15 protein-coding genes are annotated in these 17266 nt (G+C 71.3%); 9 read left to right on the top strand and 6 right to left on the bottom strand.

The window, feature by feature from the left end:
* Window position 1 precedes the first annotated feature (1 nt).
* The gene (locus D0T12_RS26925; protein WP_117403018.1) at window positions 2-661 is read left to right on the top strand and encodes a TetR family transcriptional regulator; all 660 of its coding nucleotides are present in this window, start codon (window positions 2-4) and stop codon (window positions 659-661) included.
* Window positions 662-673: 12 nt separating this feature from the next.
* On the top strand, window positions 674-1057 hold the full coding sequence (locus D0T12_RS26920; RefSeq protein ID WP_117402774.1) for a phosphomannose isomerase type II C-terminal cupin domain: 384 nt from the start codon (window positions 674-676) through the stop codon (window positions 1055-1057).
* A gap of 122 nt (window positions 1058-1179) precedes the next feature.
* Here D0T12_RS26920 and D0T12_RS26915 read toward each other — a convergent pair whose 3' ends face one another.
* The 3 genes from D0T12_RS26915 to D0T12_RS26905 all read right to left on the bottom strand — a co-directional run bounded on the left by D0T12_RS26915 (window position 1180) and on the right by D0T12_RS26905 (window position 6077).
* Window positions 1180-3975 carry a family 20 glycosylhydrolase gene (locus D0T12_RS26915; protein ID WP_158581642.1) on the bottom strand — a complete coding sequence of 932 codons (2796 nt, stop codon included), beginning with the start codon at window positions 3973-3975 and terminating at the stop codon, window positions 1180-1182.
* Window positions 3976-4219: 244 nt separating this feature from the next.
* A complete protein-coding gene (mctP, locus tag D0T12_RS26910; RefSeq protein WP_117402772.1) occupies window positions 4220-5830 on the bottom strand; it encodes a monocarboxylate uptake permease MctP in 1611 nt (536 codons plus the stop codon).
* A gap of 4 nt (window positions 5831-5834) precedes the next feature.
* The gene (locus D0T12_RS26905; RefSeq protein WP_199487724.1) at window positions 5835-6077 is read right to left on the bottom strand and encodes a DUF3311 domain-containing protein; all 243 of its coding nucleotides are present in this window, start codon (window positions 6075-6077) and stop codon (window positions 5835-5837) included.
* A 321-nt stretch (window positions 6078-6398) separates the two neighbouring features.
* Here D0T12_RS26905 and D0T12_RS26900 point away from each other — a divergent pair, with 321 nt between their 5' ends.
* From D0T12_RS26900 to D0T12_RS26890, 4 genes are all read left to right on the top strand, one after another.
* On the top strand, window positions 6399-8558 hold the full coding sequence (locus D0T12_RS26900) for an anthranilate synthase component I (protein WP_117402770.1): 2160 nt from the start codon (window positions 6399-6401) through the stop codon (window positions 8556-8558).
* 236 nt (window positions 8559-8794) lie between these two features.
* A complete protein-coding gene (locus D0T12_RS36025) occupies window positions 8795-8941 on the top strand; it encodes a GPGG-motif small membrane protein (RefSeq protein WP_170180695.1) in 147 nt (48 codons plus the stop codon).
* 74 nt (window positions 8942-9015) lie between these two features.
* Window positions 9016-9945: an SDR family oxidoreductase gene (locus tag D0T12_RS26895; RefSeq protein WP_407642115.1), complete on the top strand. Its 930-nt coding sequence runs from the start codon at window positions 9016-9018 to the stop codon at window positions 9943-9945.
* A 58-nt stretch (window positions 9946-10003) separates the two neighbouring features.
* Window positions 10004-10408 carry a ChaB family protein gene (locus D0T12_RS26890; protein ID WP_117402766.1) on the top strand — a complete coding sequence of 135 codons (405 nt, stop codon included), beginning with the start codon at window positions 10004-10006 and terminating at the stop codon, window positions 10406-10408.
* Window positions 10409-10447: 39 nt separating this feature from the next.
* On the opposite strand, the gene D0T12_RS26885 is transcribed toward D0T12_RS26890, so the two are convergent.
* Window positions 10448-11419 carry a helix-turn-helix transcriptional regulator gene (locus D0T12_RS26885; protein ID WP_117402764.1) on the bottom strand — a complete coding sequence of 324 codons (972 nt, stop codon included), beginning with the start codon at window positions 11417-11419 and terminating at the stop codon, window positions 10448-10450.
* A 108-nt stretch (window positions 11420-11527) separates the two neighbouring features.
* Here D0T12_RS26885 and add point away from each other — a divergent pair, with 108 nt between their 5' ends.
* A complete protein-coding gene (add, locus tag D0T12_RS26880; RefSeq protein WP_117402762.1) occupies window positions 11528-12553 on the top strand; it encodes an adenosine deaminase in 1026 nt (341 codons plus the stop codon).
* Window positions 12554-12570: 17 nt separating this feature from the next.
* On the opposite strand, the gene D0T12_RS26875 is transcribed toward add, so the two are convergent.
* The gene (locus D0T12_RS26875) at window positions 12571-13812 is read right to left on the bottom strand and encodes a DUF1266 domain-containing protein (protein WP_117402760.1); all 1242 of its coding nucleotides are present in this window, start codon (window positions 13810-13812) and stop codon (window positions 12571-12573) included.
* A 142-nt stretch (window positions 13813-13954) separates the two neighbouring features.
* On the opposite strand from D0T12_RS26875, the gene D0T12_RS26870 reads away from it, so the two are divergent.
* On the top strand, window positions 13955-14749 hold the full coding sequence (locus D0T12_RS26870) for a helix-turn-helix domain-containing protein (protein ID WP_117402758.1): 795 nt from the start codon (window positions 13955-13957) through the stop codon (window positions 14747-14749).
* On the opposite strand, the gene D0T12_RS26865 is transcribed toward D0T12_RS26870, so the two are convergent.
* Window positions 14664-15947, bottom strand: coding sequence for a globin domain-containing protein (locus tag D0T12_RS26865; protein WP_117402756.1), 1284 nt, complete (start codon window positions 15945-15947; stop codon window positions 14664-14666). The two genes, D0T12_RS26870 and D0T12_RS26865, sit on opposite strands and share 86 nt — an antisense overlap.
* 560 nt (window positions 15948-16507) lie before the next feature.
* Between D0T12_RS26865 and D0T12_RS26860 the strand changes: the two genes are divergently transcribed.
* A complete protein-coding gene (locus D0T12_RS26860; RefSeq protein ID WP_117402754.1) occupies window positions 16508-17257 on the top strand; it encodes a gamma-glutamyl-gamma-aminobutyrate hydrolase family protein in 750 nt (249 codons plus the stop codon).
* Window positions 17258-17266 lie beyond the last annotated feature (9 nt).

Here is a 17266-nt window from a genome sequence, read left to right as displayed (position 1 = left end):
CATGACGAGAGCGGGGGGCGGGCGGCGCCCGGGGTCGCGACGCGATCCCGGGCGCCGACGCGCCCTGCTCGAGGCCGCCGACCGCGTCATCCAGCGGGAGGGCCCCGAGGCGTCCATGGCCGCGATCGCCGCCGAGGCGGGGATCAGCAAACCGATCCTCTACCGTCATTTCGGCGACAAGAGCGGCCTGTACCAGGCACTGGCCGAACGGCACACCCGCAAGCTGATCGACGGGATCCGGGAGGAGTTCTCCCGCGACGAGCCGATCCGGGCGCGGACCCGCTCCACCATCGACACCTATCTGGCGACGATCTCCAAGAACCTCAACCTCTACCGCTTCCTGATGCACCGGGCCAGCGCGGAGGACACGGCCACGCACAGCGCGATGAGCACGATGATCCGCGACGCGGGCCGGGAACTGGCCGAGGTGATGCTCGCCGAGGGCGCGATGACGGACCGGACCCGCGCCTTCGTGTGGGGCCACGCGATCGTCGGCATGGTGCAGACGGCCGGCGACTGGTGGCTCGACCACGACGAGGTGCCGCGCACGTGCGTCGTGGACGGTCTCGTCGACCTCGTCCTCGGCGGGCTGCCAGCGGCCGCGTCAGGCGCCCGCGGCTCCCGGCCGACCGACCCGCCGTCCGGACAGCCGTCCGACTGACCACGACCCGAGGTGACTGTGCAGAGCGACGCGCCCACCCACGTACGCCCCGAGCCCGCCGTGGAGACCGAGACGCGGCCCTGGGGGAGCTTCGAGCGCTTCACGCTCAACGAGGCGTCCACCGTGAAGATCATTCACGTGGCGGCCGGGCAGCGGCTCAGCCTGCAACGGCACCGCGACCGCGACGAGCTGTGGGTGGCGCTCGATCCCGGCGCCGTGTTCGAGGTCGCCGGGCGCCGCATCCTGCCCGAGGTGGGGGAGCGGGTCTTCGTCCGGGCCGGCGACACGCACCGGCTCGCCTCCACCGGACCGGCGGTGCGCGTCATGGAGATCGCCTTCGGCCGTTTCGACGAGGACGACATCGAGCGTCTCGAAGACGAGTACGGGCGCGCCTGAGCCGCGCCGGCGCCGGACGGATGTCGGCCCGGCCGTCCGGGGGAGCGGACGACCGGGCCGTCACTGCGCGCTGACCCGACGGAGCGCGGTCCATCGGCGCGCGGACCTACCGGTGCGCCGGTCTACTGGAGCAGCGTCCAGTGACCGCCGGAGCGGCCGGGCTCGTGGCCGCTGCCGCCGCGCGCCGCGCGGTACAGCTCACCCTGGTGCAGGACCAGAGCGCCGGACTTGTAGGACGTGCCGTTCTGCCACGCGGGGACACCGACGTGCGAGATGCGGCTGGTGCGACCGTCCGCGGCGCGGGTGCGGGTCAACGCGTACGCGCCGACCTTCACCGGCCCGTCGTACTGCCGCCAGCGCCAGCCCTCCGTGGAGTACTCGACGGTCAGGCCCGGGTTGCGGACGTTCGCCGACAGCGTTCCGTCGGTGATCTTCGCTCCGGGCGGCGGGACGCGGTAGTTCACGCCCGCGCCGCTCAGCCCCACCGGCTCGTAGAACGACAGCAGCGGGTACGTCTTCTGCCCGAGCGTGTTGGAGAAGACCTTCCACGCCTCTTCCATCTTGTCCGGTGCCGGTGTGTTGCGGTTCCAGGCCCGCTCGGCCACGCCGAGGAGCTTGGGGAACGCCTGGTACTCGCGGATCTCGGCGGACTTCCCGTTCTCGCCCCACAGCTGCGCCTCCAGGCCGAGGATGTTCTTCCGGCCCTCGGGGGTCAGCTTCGTCCAGGACGGGTTCGGTTCGATCTTGTTGCCCCAGCGGTCCTCGGTCGCGTTCGCGTACACGTTGAACGGCTGGTACGTGAACGTGCTCTTCTCGTTGACGTAGGCGGCCCAGTAGTAGCCGGGCTCGTCCGGGTCCTTGTTGAAGGCGAGGTCCATGTACAGGTTCGTCGCGTGGGCGAGGATCACGGGCGTGCCCTCGTTGGCGTACCGGTACGCCCAGTCCTCACGTCCCCAGCCCCACACGTTCTGCCACGGCAGAGGCGCGAAGTTCTTGAGACGGAAGTCGTGGGTCGGGTCGGTGATGTCCTCCCACCCGGCCGTGGTGCCGGCGTGCTTCAGCGCGATGGTGTTCCAGGCCCGGAAGAACAGCTGCTTGAGCTCCTCACCGGACTTGCCCGCGGTGTCCGGGTTGGTCTTGCACGCGGGCGATCCGGACCACCAGCCCTCCGGCGGGCCCGGCGGTTCGTCCCCGCCGAGGTTCAGCCGGTTGAACGGGACCTTGGCCCGCTGGTACATCTTCGCGACCTCGGAGGCGACCTTGTTCAGGAACTCGTAGGTGCTGCCGAGGCACGGGTTGACGAGGTTGTCGGTGTAGTACTGGACGCTGGTGTGCTGGCTCTTGTCCTCGGGGTCGAGCAGCCGGTAGGTGGCGTCCTTGGTCCGCTGGTAGCGGCGCTCCATCGACTGGACGGCGGCGCGGGCGTGCGCGGGGAAGTTGAGTTCGGGGATGACGTCGATGTGCCGTTCGGCGGCATACCGCAGGATCTCCTCGAAGTCCTTCACCGAGTAGTAGCCGCTGCCCTTGCCGACGAAGTTCAGGGTGTTCTGCTCGAAGCCCTGGTAGGCGGGGGCGCGTCCCAGGTTGGCCTCGGTCTCGTTCCGGGCCTTGCCGGAGACGCCGTCGCCGCCGCCGAGGTCGTTGACCGACCCCATGCCCTGGTGCAGCGCGCCGGTCTCCTTCAGGTCGAGCGCCCGCTTGGAGCCGAAGTCCGTCAGCTCGGGCAGGCCCGGGATCTCCAGGCGCCAGCCCTCGTCGTTGGTCAGACCCAGGTGCAGCTTGTTGAGCTTGGTGAAGCTCATCAGGTCGAGGAACTTCAGGACGGTCTGCTTGGACTCGAAGTGGCGGCCCACGTCGAGTTGCAGACCCCGGTACCCGAACAGCGGCGCGTCGGCGATCCTGGCGCGCGGGACGGCCACCGTCGAGGACTTGTGGCCCTGCGCCGCGGCCCGGTAGCCGTCGGTCGGGATGAGCTGCCGCAGCGTCTGGATGCCGTGCAGGACCCCGGCCCGGTCGGTGCCGACGATCTCGACGCCGTCCTCGGCCGTGGTGAGCGTGTAGCCCTCGGCGTCGGCCTTTCCGTCGTTGTCGACGTCCAGCCGCGGGTTGACCCGCAGCGTGATCGAGGCCGCCTTGCCGCGTGCGACGTCGCGCAGCGCGGAGCGCAGGTAGTCGGCCTCACCCTTGAGTTCGGCCGGCGCCGAGACGGGGGACCCGCCGCCGATCGCGACCGAGCCGCCGGTCGCGGTCGCCGACAGCGGCTGCGGGACGAGGCTCTGCTGGAGCGTGAGGTCGAGCTTCGGCGTGGTGTTCTCGCCGTACCTCGTGGCCGCCGTCTGCACGGGACGGTTGTCACCGGAGAACGCCTTGGTCTGCTTGGGGTCGGCGGGGTCGAGCAGGGCCTTGGAGGGCACCCACTTCGGTGTTCCGCCGTTGTAGGCGATGGTCCATCCGGCCGGGGCGTCGGACTTGTGGACCGCCCACACCTCGAAGTAGATGTCGATCGAGCGGCGCTCGCCCGGACCGACGGGCTTGAACCCGCTCTGCGGTTTCAGGGTGTAGAAGTCGCCGCTCTGCGCCGCGTCCGCGCGGGTCACGGAGACGGCCTGGTCGGCGAGGTGCTTGCGACCGATGTCGCCGACCTCTCCGGCGAGGACGGCGGTGGGCTGCCGTACGGCGTTGAAGTACATCGCCCATCCACCCTCGCCGAGGGTGCACCTTGTGTCGTTGTTGTCGATGGTCAGCCGCGCGAGGTGGTACTTCGCGTCGGCGACGGTGTGGTCGACCGGCTGGTGGGTGACCATGAGATCGCGTGCGTCCGGGGTACAGGCCGCCGACGCCGCGCCCGCGGGGATCACCGTCAGAAGAGCGGCGGTGAGCGCGGCGGCCGTCAACGCGGCCGCTTGTCTATTCGGCATAAATAGGAAACTATCCTAATAATTTGCCAAGATCCCTACGCCTGATCAGGCCATCCGGAAATCCGCAGCACAGTACCGGTGGCCGCCTCCGGTCAGGCTATGGATCTTGACGGGGACGATCTCCGGAGTGATCGAAACGCCGTTCGGCGGAGGCTGGTCCCGTACCTTTCTTTGGACCGTGACAAAACGCCGGGACGCCCGAAAAACGAGACCGGACGTCCCGGCTATGCCGCACGGAACGCGGTCAGGTGCTGCCCGCGAGATCCAGTTCCTTGATCTTCGGGTCGTCCTCGTCGGCGGTGTAGTCGGCCCCGCGGGTCGCGTCCGCGCCGTCCGCGATTCCCGCCGCCCCGCACGCCACCGTCCCGACGACCGCGACGACGACGTTGACGGCGAGCGCCAGCATCCCGACGTACATCGTCGACGAGGTGTCCAGGCCGAGGTCGCTCAGCGGGTAGGCGGAGCCGCCGAAGTGCTCCTTGCCCTTCGCGGGATTCGGGATCTGGTACAGCATCCACAGCCCCGCCGCCAGGCCGCAGGCCCATCCGGCGATGAGCGCGCCGCGGTGGAACCAGCGCGTCATCAGGCCCAACCCCACCGACGGGAGCGTCTGCAGGATGATGACGCCGCCGATGAGCTGCAGGTCGATGGAGAACTCGGGGTCGAGCGCGAGGATGCACGCCACCGCGCCCGCCTTGACGACCAGCGACACCAGCTTGCTGACCGTGGCCTCCTGCTTCTCGGTCGCGTCCCGCCGGAGGTACTCCTTGTAGATGTTGCGGGTGAACAGGTTGGCCGCCGCGATCGACATGATCGCCGCCGGGACGAGCGCGCCGATCCCGATGGCCGCGAACGCCACCCCGGCGAACCAGTCCGGGAACATCTGGTCGAACAGCACCGGGACGACGGTGTTGGTGTCCGTCTTCCCGTCGGTGGTGATCGGAACGACCTCCGCGGCGATCGCCATGTACCCGAGCAGCGCGATCAGGCCGAGGACGAGGCTGTAGGCGGGCAGCGCCGCCATGTTCCGCTTGACGCAGTCGCGGTTCCGGGCCGCGAGCACGCCGGTCACGCTGTGCGGATACAGGAACAGCGCCATCGCCGAGCCGAGCGCCAGCATCGCGTAGTTGAGCTGACCGGCGGAGCCGAGCACGATCCCGTCGTCCGGCTTGGGCGTCGCCTCGAACTTGTCCCTCGCCGCGCCGAAGACGTCGCCCCAGCCGCCGAGCTTCGCCGGGATGTACAGCACCGCCACGATGATCACGAGGTAGATCAGCACGTCCTTGACGAACGCGATCAGCGCGGGCGCCCGCAGCCCGGACTGGTAGGTGTAGGCCGCCAGGATCACGAACGCGATGATGATCGGCCAGTGGCCGTGCACGCCCATCGCCTTCAGCACCGCCTCGATGCCGACCAGTTGCAACGCGATGTACGGCATCGTGGCGACGATGCCGGTCACGGCGACGGCGAGCGCCAGCGTCGGCGACCCGAACCTGGCCCGGACGAAGTCGGCCGGGGTGACGAACCCGTGGACGTGCGACACCGACCAGAGCCGGATCAGGAACAGGAACACCAGCGGGTACACGACGATCGTGTACGGGACGGCGAAGAAGCCCGCCGCGCCCGCCCCGAACACCAGCGCCGGGACGGCGACGAACGTGTACGCGGTATAGAGGTCGCCGCCGATCAGGAACCAGGTGATCCAGCTGCCGAAGCTGCGGCCGCCGAGACCCCACTCGTCCAGGTTGTCCATGGTGGCGGCGCGGCGCCATCGGGCCGCGACGAAGCCCATCCCGCTGACCAGCAGGAAGAGGGCGGCGAAGACGGCGATCTCGGTGACATGGTCGCTCGCCATCGGTTCACCCCCGCTTCCTGGTCATCCGGTACACGACGAGCGTGCAGGTGACGCCGAGCGCGATGAAGGCCAGCTGGATCCAGTAGAAGGCGGGGAAGCCCGCCAGGCGGGGCGTCTCGCCGTTGTACAGGAACGTCAGCAGCGGCACCACGATCGGGACGATCAGCAGGAGATTCCAGACGCTCCGGTCGGAGCGGTCCACGGGTGGCGGTTGCGAGCGCGAGTCGTTCGGGTCGTCGGGAGCCAACGGGTTCCTCCTTGTCTTGCGCACGGTCGAGTGAGCCGTCAAGCGCGCCGTCGCGTGCACGGTCGTGTGCACGGCGTCATGGGCGCGGCCGGGCGAGAGTACCCATGGGCGCGTCACGGTGTGATCTCGGCCATGGCACGAGTACGCGGATCGATCCACAGGTGGTAGCCTCGCGGCATGCGGACCGTGGCCTCCTCCCAGTGGTGGTGGCGTCGCTGAGGCGGCGCCGGTTCGTGCACGACCAGATCCAGGCGACCGCCCTCACCGGCGGTCTTTTTCGTGCTCCCGCCTGGTGAGGGCCCGACATGAGGGGCCACCGCGGTGGACACCGTCTCACAGCAGCAGCTGACCAGCGAGTTCGTCACCGCCGGGGGCGTACGGGTCACCCGTACCGCCACACCGGTCGATCCCGAGCGCAAGTCCGACGTGCTGAACGCCCTCGTCGCCGCCGTGGGGGAGCGGCGCGGCGGCGTGCTGAGCTCCGGCATGGAGTACCCGGGCCGCTACAGCCGCTGGCACATGGGCTACGTCGACCCGTGTCTGGAGGTCGTCGCCCGCGGCCGGACCGTCACGGTGCGGGCCCTCAACGGGCGGGGACGCGTCCTGCTGCCCGCCGTCGCCGCCGTCCTCCGCGACACCGGCGAGATCCGGGTGGACGAGCCGGGCGTCGTCGAGGTGTTCGTCCCGCCCACGCGGGAGTTCTTCCCCGAGGAGGAGCGCAGCCGCCAGCCGACCGTGTTCACCGCCCTTCGCGCCGTGGTTGGCCTGTTCGCCTGCGACGACCCGCACCTCGGCCTGTACGGGGCGTTCGGGTACGACCTGTCGCTCCAGTTCGAGCCGTTGCGGACGAGACTGGAAAGGCCGTCCGACCAGCGTGACCTCGTCCTGCACCTGCCCGACGAACTGGTCGTCGTGGACCGCAAGCGCGAGACGTCGCACCGCATGTCGTACGACTTCGAGGTCGGGGACCGGAGCACCGCGGGCCTGTCCCGGGCCACCGAGCCGACGCCGGTCGTGGAGCCCGCGGAGGTTCCCGCGCAACCGGTCCCCGGCGTGTACGCGCGGATGGTGCGGGAGGCCAAGGAGAAGTTCGTCCGCGGCGACCTGTTCGAGGTGACGCCCGGGCACGCCATGTACGGGCGGTGCGACGCGCCCGCCGCGTTCTTCGAGCGGCTGCGCGAGACGAACCCCGCGCCCTACGAGTTCCTGTTCAACCTCGGCGACGGCGAGTATCTGGTGGGCGCGTCGCCCGAGATGTTCGTGCGGGTCACCGGCGACCGCGTCGAGACCTGCCCGATCGCCGGGACGATCAAGCGCGGCGGCGACGCGCTGGAGGACGCCGAGCAGATCCGCGCGATCCTGTCATCCGCCAAGGACGAGTCCGAGCTGACCATGTGCACCGACGTGGACCGCAACGACAAGTCGCGGATCTGCGTGCCCGGCAGCGTCCGGGTCCTCGGCCGCCGGCAGATCGAGATGTACTCGCGGCTGATCCACACCGTCGACCACATCGAGGGGCGGCTGCGCCCCGGCTTCGACGCGCTCGACGCGTTCCTCACCCACATGTGGGCCGTGACCGTGACCGGCGCGCCGAAGGCGTGGGCGATGCAGTTCATCGAGGACCACGAGGAGTCGCCGCGCCGCTGGTACGGCGGCGCCGTCGGCTGCATCGGGTTCGACGGGTCCATGAACACGGGGCTGACGCTGCGGACGGCGCAGATCCGCGACGGCGTCGCGACCGTCCGAGCCGGGGCGACGCTGCTGTACGACTCCGACCCCGACGAGGAGGAGCGTGAGACGTACCTCAAGGCGAGCGCGCTGCTGGGCGCGCTCGCCGAGTCGCAGGAGGGCGGCGCGGAGGCCGCGTCCCGGGAGTCGGCGCCGCCCGAGCGGCCGGGGGACGGCGTGAAGGTGCTGCTCGTCGACTACGAGGACTCGTTCGTCAACACCCTCGCCGACTACTTCCGCCAGCAGGGCGCCGACGTCGTCACGCTCCGGCACGGCTTCCCGACGCGGATGCTGGACGAGCACGCGCCCGACCTCGTCGTGCTGTCGCCCGGCCCGGGACGTCCCGAGGACTTCTCGACCGGCCCGCTCCTGGACGCGCTGGACGAGCGGAACCTCCCGGTCTTCGGCGTCTGCCTCGGCCTGCAGGCGATGGTGGAGCACGACGGCGGCGCGCTGGCGCTGCTGCCCGAGCCGTCCCATGGCAAGCCCGGCCAGGTCAAGGTGCTCGGGGGCGCGCTCTTCGAGGGACTTCCCGACGAGTTCACCGCGGCCCGGTACCACTCGCTGCACACCACGCCCGACCGGGTGAAGGGCTTCCAGGTGACGGCGCTGACGGGCGACGTGGTGATGGCGATCGAGGACCCGGCGCGGCGGCGCTGGGGCGTGCAGTTCCACCCGGAGTCGATCCTCACCGCGGCGGGCGGGGCGGGGCACCGGATCGTCGCCAACGTCCTTAGGCTGAGCCGGTTCTAGTCCCTTGGCAGGAGATCGTGCGGGCCTAAATGGTACCGAGGGTGCTGTTCGCGGTGGGGTGCGCGCCGGAAGACTGGGTGACCGGCCACGGCGCCGCTCCAGCGGTGTGGTGATCGCCGTTATCCCGGCGGAGAGGGGAGCGATCCCCTCTCCGCACAACGGCACAAATCTGTGATTTCGGTCATCCGAAACGACATACCAGTTTCCGGGCGCCTGACGTGGGGATCCCGGACGGCATGATGACACTTCTTTGGCTACTCGCCGTGGTCCTGGTGATCGCAGGGATCTATGTGATCCTCGCCCGCCGTGAGCTGATCTGGGGCATCGTCCTCATCGTGGTCGGACTCCTCGTCGGCCCCGGAGGCGTGAGCATCTTCACCTGACGCGCCCCCGATCTCCAGGTCTCGGGACGGAACACTGACGCGGACTGACAGGTTTAGGTGCCAGCATCCCTCCCATGAACCATGTCATGGACCGTGTGCTGACAGGCAGGATCGCGCTGGTGGCAGGGGGGACCCGCGGGGCGGGCCGCGGCATCGCCGTGGAGCTCGGCGCCGCCGGCGCGACCGTGTACGTGACGGGACGCACCACCCGGACGCGTCGGTCGGAGATGGACCGTCCCGAGACCATCGAGGAGACCGCGGAGCTGGTGACGGCCGCGGGCGGCGAGGGCATCGCCGTCCCGGTCGACCACCTCGACCCGGAGCAGGTCGCCGCCCTGGTCGCGCGCATCGACGCCGAACGCGGCAGGCTCGACGTCCTCGTCAACGACGTGTGGGGCTCCGACCACCTCCTCGAGTTCGACAAGACGCTGTGGGAGCACTCCCTGGAAAAGGGGCTGCGGATGTTGCGCCTCGGCATCGAGACCCACGCCATCACCAGCCACCGCGCGCTGCCCCTACTGATCCGCGAACCCGGCGGCCTCGTGATCGAGATGACCGACGGGACCGCCGAGTACAACGCGAACTACCGCAAGGACGTCGGATACTTCTACGACCTCGTCAAGAGCGCCGTGATCCGGACGGCGCTCGCCCAGTCCGTGGAGATCGCGCCGTACGGGGCGACGGCCGTGGCGCTGACGCCGGGCTGGCTGCGCTCGGAGGCGATGCTCGACCACTACGGCGTGACGGAGGAGACGTGGCGCGACGCCACGGAGAAGGTCCCGCACTTCGCGATCTCCGAGTCCCCGACGTTCGTGGGCCGCGCCGTCGCGGCGCTCGCCGCCGACCCCGACCGCGCTCGCTGGAACGGCGCGTCGCTGTCCAGCGGCGGGCTCGCCAAGGAGTACGGGTTCACCGACGCCGACGGCAGCCGTCCGGACGCCTGGCGCTACATCGTCGAGGTGGAGCACGCGGGGCTTCCCGCCGACGTCACCGGATACCGGTAGCGGTTTGAGGCGCTCTTGGGCGGTTATTCGCAATCGGAGACGTGACGAAGGAGGAGTCATGCCGAAGACGACGAAGAGCGGCAAGCCGAAGAAGGACGAGCTTCCCGACACGCTCAAGCGTTCCCCCAAGGAGGCTCAGGAGACCTTCGCCAAGGCCCATGACTCCGCGGTGGAGACCTACGGCGAGGGGCAGCGGGCGCACCGGACCGCCTACTCGGCCCTCAAGCACAAGTTCGAGAAGCGCGGCGACCGGTGGGTCCCGAAGAAGAGCAAGGGCCCGTCGGATCCGCGGGCGAAGAACCCGCAGGCCCGCCGTGGCCACGGCAAGAGCTACGGCGGCGTGGACGTCGAGGGCAACAGCAAGAAGGAGCTGTACGAGCGCGCCGCCGACCTGGACGTCCAGGGCCGCTCGAAGATGACCAAGGAGCAGCTGGCCGAGGCGATCGCCCGCAAGCAGGGCTAGCGCGCGGGCGGTCGGGTGCCGTCCGGCGCCGGCCCTCCCTCAGCCGGGGGCGTACAGGTCCGCGAGCCGGGCGGCGGCCTCGGCCATCCGCGCACGCAGTTCCGGCGGTTCCAGGATCTCCACCTCGGGGCCCAGCCGCATCAGCTCGGCCGCCGCGACCCGCGTCGACTCGACGGGAAGCGTGGTCACCACCCACCCCTTCCCGTCGGGCTCCCCGGCGTCCTCCGCCGCCTGCCGCGCCGCGTACGGCTCGACGGCGTACCGCAGGATCCGCATCCCCGCGGGGGAGAGACGGACGGTGATCCGCTCCCGCAGGATCGAGCGCAGGAACGCCTCGGCCTGCTCGCGCCAGTGCGCGGCGAGGTCGAAGTCCTCGTCCCGGTCGAACACGACGCCGGTCGGACGGACGCCGGTCACCCGGTCGACGCGGTAGGTGCGCGGCCCGCCGTCGACACGCGCGACGAGGTACCAGGTGCCGTTCTTCAGCACGAGCCCGTACGGTTCCGCCGCCCGCACGATCTCGGTGTCCCCGCGGCGGTAGCGCAGTTCGACGGACTCGTCCTCCCAGACGGCCCGCGCGAGCTCGCGCAGCAACGGCGGTGGCCCGGACTCACCGAACCAACCCGGCGCGTCGAGATGGAACCGCTGGCCCGCCCGCGCGGGCGCGTCCCGCAGCGAAGGCGGCAGCGCGGCGAGGACCTTCAGCTCCGCCGCGGCGACCGCGCCGCCGCGCCCCATATCGTCGGCGGGACCGGGCAGCCCGGACAGGAACAGCGCCTCCGCCTCCTCGCGGGTCAGCCCGGTGAGCCGCGTCCGGTAGCCGCCGAGGAGCCGGTAGCCGCCGCGACGGCCCTGCTCCGCGTAGACGGGGACGCCCGCCGCCGACAGCGCCTCCATGTCCCGGTAGACGGTGCGCTCCGACACCTCCAGCTCCCGCGCCAGCTCGCCCGCCGTCATCGTCTCCCGCGACTGAAGGAGCAACACCATCGAGATCAACCGAGCCGCCCGCACGGACCCTGTCTACCAAGGCGGAGGACGACCGGTCATTTCTAACGAGATCGTGGCAGATTCGCTGAAATGCCCTGTCACCACGGACAAGTGGGCTGTTAGCGTCGCGGAATGCCGAACCCTTCCCCCTCCATCGAGGCGTTCATCGACGCCCTGCCGAAGGTCGAGCTCCATGTCCACCTCGTGGGCTCCGCGTCCGTTCCGACCGTGCTGGAACTCGCCCGCCGTCACCCCGACGGGCCCGTCCCGGTGGCCGAGGACGCGCTGCGCGACTTCTACGAGTTCCGCGACTTCCCGCACTTCGCGAAGGTGTACGACGCGGTGTCCAGCCTGGTCAGGACGCCGGAGGACGTCGGCACCCTCGTGCTCGGCGTCGCCCGCGACCTCGCGGTCCAGAACGTCCGGTACGTCGAGCTGACCGTCACCCCGTACACGCACCGGCGGGCCGGGATGCCGATGCCCGCGATCACCGAGGCCCTGGACATCGCCGCCCGTGAGGCCCGCGAGCGGTTCGGCGTCCGCGTCGCCTACATCTTCGACATTCCCGGCGAGTTCGGCGCCGACGCGGCCCGCGGCACCCTCGACCACGCGCTCGGCCATCCGCCGGAGGAACTCGTCGGCTTCGGTCTCGGCGGCATCGAGCAGATGCGCCCGCCGCACCGGGACGCCTTTCGGGACGCGTTCGCCGCCGCCCGTGCCGCCGGGCTGCGCAGCCTCCCGCACGCCGGGGAGATGACCGGTCCCGAGACGATCTGGGAGGCCCTGGACGGGCTCGGCGCCGAGCGGATCGGCCACGGCACCAGCTGCCTGGACGACCCGCGTCTCGTCGCGCGGCTGCGTGAGGCGCGGGTGCCGTTGGAGGTGTGCCCGACGTCGAACGTGCGCACGGGTCAGGTCGCCGCGCTCGCCTCGCACCCGCTGCCCCGGATGCTGGACGAGGGCCTGTTCGTCACGCTGAACAGCGACGACCCGCCGATGTTCGACACGACCCTCACCGGCGAGTACCGTGCCGCCGCCGAGGTGTTCGGGCTCGGCCGCGACGCCCTGGCGTCCCTGGCCCGCAACGCCGTGATCGCCTCGTCCATGGACCGGGCGGCCCGGGACGCGGTCATCGCCGACATCGACGCCCTCGTCTGAGCCCTGGTCCCGGGGCGTCAGCCCCAGGCCATGCGGCGCCAGGGGCTGTCCGGGTCCTCGGCGAGGACCCGATGGCCGGTCAACGACCGCTCGTACCATTCGCCGAACTCGCCGTCGTCGAACCGCAGCATCCGGCCGAGGATGTATCCGGCGGAGAACGACCGCCACGACGTGTAGACCTGGTTGGCGCGCTGCCCGGCGGTGAGGACGCACTTCTCGGCCTCCTCGGCTTCGCAGTACCCGGCGCCGAGCCCCCAGCGGGCCATGTTCACCGCGCGGCCGAAGTCGTAGCCGTACACGCTCTCGACCAGGCCGTCCGGCGGGAGGATGCCGTCGGCCCTGAACCGCGACTCGTACCTCAGGATCAGCTCGGACATCTCGACGATCTCGCGGACGGTCTCGTCCGCGATGTCACGTTCCCGGCACCAGTCGACGATCGCCGCCTGCCAGACGCGCCTGTCCCGTCCACGGACCCGCCGGTCGAGGACCATCTGGATGGCGGGGTCGCTGTTGCGGGCGTCCAGCAGCGCGTCCGTCTGCTCGCGCCAGCTGTCGTGGTCGGTGACGCCCCAATCGCGTTCCAGCAGGACCCGGTCGCCGGCGGCGTCGTCGGGGTCGGTGAGGGTGTTCCACGCGACCCCGTTGCCGACGGCCAGGTGCGCGCCGACGGCGAGCGCGGCCGCGAGACGACCCCAGGCGGCGGTGTCGGGGTCGGTGACCAGGACGTCGTGGTCACGGTCGGGGCGCCGTTCGGCGTCGGCGAGCAGCGCGGTGACCTGCCGGTGCCCGTCGCCGCCCGGCGGCATCTGCGCCAGCAGCTCCCGCAGGGGCAGCAGCGCGCCGCGCGGTCCGGCGTCCTTGACGATGAGTCGCGCCGCGTGCGCCCCGGCCGCGTCGGCGCGCTTGGCGTCATGCAGCGACCAGAACCCGCTCATCGCCGACCAGGCGCGCCGGGCCGCCTCGCCGGTGCGGCCCGCGGCCGCCATGATGTGCGCGGCCTGCGCGTCGAGCCCGGCGCGGACCTCGACGGGCATGGACGCGGCGGTGCGGTCGATCGTGTCGAGCATGCGCTGCGCCTCGCCGGTGCGCCCCGCGGCGGCGAGCGCGCGTGCGCACCGCGCCTGTGTCGCGACGGCGGACGTCCAGTCGCCGTGCGCCCGCATGGCCTCGGCTGCGTCGGCGAAGACGGCGGCGGCCTCCCCGAACCTGCCCTGCCGTTCGAACTTCCTGGCCCGGTCGAGCATGGCCTGATACGTCATGGTCCCCTCCGCGGGCAACGGTACCGGCCCCGGCCCCGGCTCCACCCCGTCAACGAAAAATCTACAATGTAAAGGGCGTGGGCGTTACCTCCGACGTCATCGCCGTCCCAGCGAGGTCGCGGGTAGCGTCGGTGCGGTGACGATGGCGCTGAGTGACGTGAAACCGATCGGGGAGCAGCTGCGCGCGTGGCGGCAGCGGCGCAGGCTCAGCCAGCTTGAGCTGGCATCGGAGGCGGACGTGTCGACGCGGCATCTGAGCTTCGTCGAGACGGGCCGGTCGGCGCCGAGCCGGGACATGGTGCTGCGGCTGGCCGAGCACCTGGACGTCCCGCTGCGCGACCGGAACCTGCTGCTGGTGGCGGCCGGGTACGCGCCGGTGTTCGCGGAGACCCCGATCGAGGAGCCGAGGATGGACGCCGTGCGCGCGGCCATCAAACAGGTCCTGGACGGGCACGAGCCGTACCCGGCCGTCGTCGTGGACCGTTTCTGGAACCTGATCGACGCCAACGCCGCGGCCGGGTTCTTCATGGAGGGCGCCGCGCCGGAACTGCTGGAGCCACCGCTGAACGTGCTGCGGCTCAGCATGCATCCCGACGGCATGGCGAAGCACATCCTGAACTTGGCCGAGTGGCGCGCCCACATGATCGACCGGGTGCGGCGGCATGTGGCGCTGACCGCGGACCCGGGGCTCGCCCAGCTCTACCGGGAGCTGCGGAGCTTCCCCGGGGACGTGGGGGAGGCGATGGCGCCGCCCGCGACCCATGAGGTGTTCGTCCCGCTGCGGATGCGGGTGGACGGGCGTGAGCTGTCGTTCTTCGGCACCATCGCCACCTTCGGTACGCCGGTCGACATCACCGTGGCGGAACTGGCGATCGAGTCGTTCTATCCGGCCGACGCTCGGACGACGGACTTTCTCCGAGCACGCGCGGGCTGGTGACCGCCCGGGCGTCCGGCTCCTCCGTGGTGAGCGGGTCGTGGTGGACGTGGGTGAGCGGCATCCCGTGCCGGTGCAGCGCGGTGACCGTGTGCCGGACGAACGGGGGAGGGCCCGCCACATAGGCGGCGCGGTCCTGCCACCGGTGAACGCCGTCCAGGAGGCCGGGCAGCACGTCGGGCAGCCGACCGTGCCATTCGATTTGCGAGTCACCCCGCGAGTCATCTCGCGGTTCGCCCGGCGAGTCGCCCGGCTCCGCAGCGGGTGAACCCGACAGGACCGGAACCACCCGCAGCCGCGCGCAGGCCGACTCCAGGAGACGCAGTTCCGCGAGGTCGTACAGGTCCGCTTCGGTGCGGGCGCCGACGATCAGGTGGACGTCGCGGTCCGGGTCGGTGGACACGGCCTGTTCGGCGAGCGCCTTCATGGGGGCGAGGCCGGTGCCGCCGCCGACCAGCAGCAGCCCGCGCCCCGGGTCCGGGTCGAGGGGCATGGCGCCCGCGGCCGGGCCGACCAGCACGGAGTCTCCGGGCGCGGTGTGCCGGACCAGGGCGCCGCTCACCCAGCCGGCGGGACGGGCGCGGACGTGCAGGCGTAGCGTCCCGTCGGGGCGGGGCGCGTTGGCGATCCAGTACGACCGCCAGACCCGGGGCCAGCGCGGCGTCTGAACGGTCACATGCTGGCCCGGCAGGAACGGCAGCGGGCGCTCGGGCGTGAGCGTGAGGACCGCGAGGTCGGCGGCGCGGCGGTCGTGTCCGGTGACCTCGGCGACCCACCAGGGCGGAGCGTCCGCCGCGTCCGCCCGCGCGGCTTCGATCATGGTTGCGGCGGCGGCGCGGTAGGCGGTGGTCCAGGCGTCCGCGGCCTCGACGGTCCACCGGTCGGCGGCGAAGGTCCGCAGCGTCGCCAGCAGCGCCGCCTCGACGGCGGCGTAGTGCTCGGGCAGGACCCCGTGCCTGCGGTGGTCGCGGCCGAGGCGGCGCAGGAGCCGGTCGAGGTCCTCCGGATCGTCCTGGCTCCGGGCGATCCGGGTGAGGGCGCGGAAGAACCGGGCGTGCTGGACGCCCATCGCGGGCGGGAACAGGGTCCGCAAAAGGGGCTCCGCGGCGAAAAGGCGGCCGTAGAAATAGCTCGCGGCTCCGGCCGGGTCGGCTTCGAGGCGGGTGAAGGTCTCTTCGACGATTCGGGGTTCGGGTGCCATTGGCGTAGCTCGCCCCCTGGGGCTTCGGCGACCGTATCCGGGATTGTCGGTGATCATCTCTTAATTCGATGCCCGGCTTGGTGAAACTCTCTCATCGAAATCCGCAGGTGTTCAAGTCGATCGGGTCGCCGCCATTCCCGTCGACGCGGAGCGTAATCGAAGCGCGATTCTCTGTAGTCGGTTTATCAAAAGGGAGCGGAGATATACTGATCGGTACTGACCTGCGCCGAGGTGACCGCCGCGCGGCGGTGGACGAACGGGGGGACGAATCTGGCACCCGGTGGAAGATTCGCGGATTTCGCGGAGCGCGCCGTCCCGAGACGACGCCCGAGCGGTGTTCCGGGATCCGGCCGAAGGCGGACCGATCTTTCCCGGGTACTACGCGGATCCGGCCCCGTGCGGCAAGCTGACCGGAAGGTAAAACCTCGGAGGCAGGGCGGCCGGAGGGGGCGGACGGCGCGCGTGCCGCGCGATCGGCGTGGAGACGCGATCGGCGGGTGCGCGGACCGTCCGGAGCCGAGCCGCCGCGTGGCCGGAGTTCCGGCAGAGGGGAAGCACGCATGACAGAGGCCGTCCGCGGGGCCCCGGCTCCGCACGCCGGCGGCGGCGCGCCGCCGCTCATCGGCATCACCGCCTACCAGGAGGCGGCCCGCTGGGGCACCTGGGTGCGCGAGGTCGCGTTGCTCCCGGCGCCGTACGCGCGCTCGGTCGAGCGCGCCGGCGGCGTTCCGGTCCTGCTGCCGTCCACCGCGTCGCTGCGCGGGCTGGGCGCCCTGATCGAACGGCTGGACGGGATCGTCCTCGCGGGCGGCGGGGACATCGGCCCGGAACTGTACGGCGCCGTCCGGCACGCCGAGACCGGGCCGCCGCAGCCGCAGCGCGACCGGTTCGAACTGGCGCTCGCCCGCGCGGTGATCGACGCCGACCTGCCGTTCCTGGCGATCTGCCGGGGCATGCAGGTGCTGAACGTGGCGCGCGGCGGCGCGCTCATCCAGTACCTGCCGGAGGCGGTGGGGCACCGGGGGCACGCGCCGGAGACCGGCATCGTCGGGTCCCACCCGGTGCGGATCAGCGGGACGAGCCTGGTCGGCAAGATCCTCGGCGAGTCCGCGAACGTCCCCACCTACCACCACCAGGCGGTCGGCCGGCTCGGGAAGGGCCTGGTTCCGGTGGCCTGGGCCGACGACCAGGTGGTGGAGGCCGTGGAGTTGCCGGGCCACCGTTTCGGGCTCGCGGTCCAGTGGCATCCGGAGGAGGGCGACGACGGCCGCCTGTTCGAGGCCCTGGTCGCCGAGGCCGCAGGACGCTGACGGCCGCCG

Origin of the sequence: Actinomadura spongiicola, assembly GCF_003432485.1 — a bacterium.
GTDB classification, from domain to species: domain Bacteria; phylum Actinomycetota; class Actinomycetes; order Streptosporangiales; family Streptosporangiaceae; genus Spirillospora; species Spirillospora spongiicola.
This window is presented reverse-complemented; position numbering and strand designations above follow the sequence as displayed.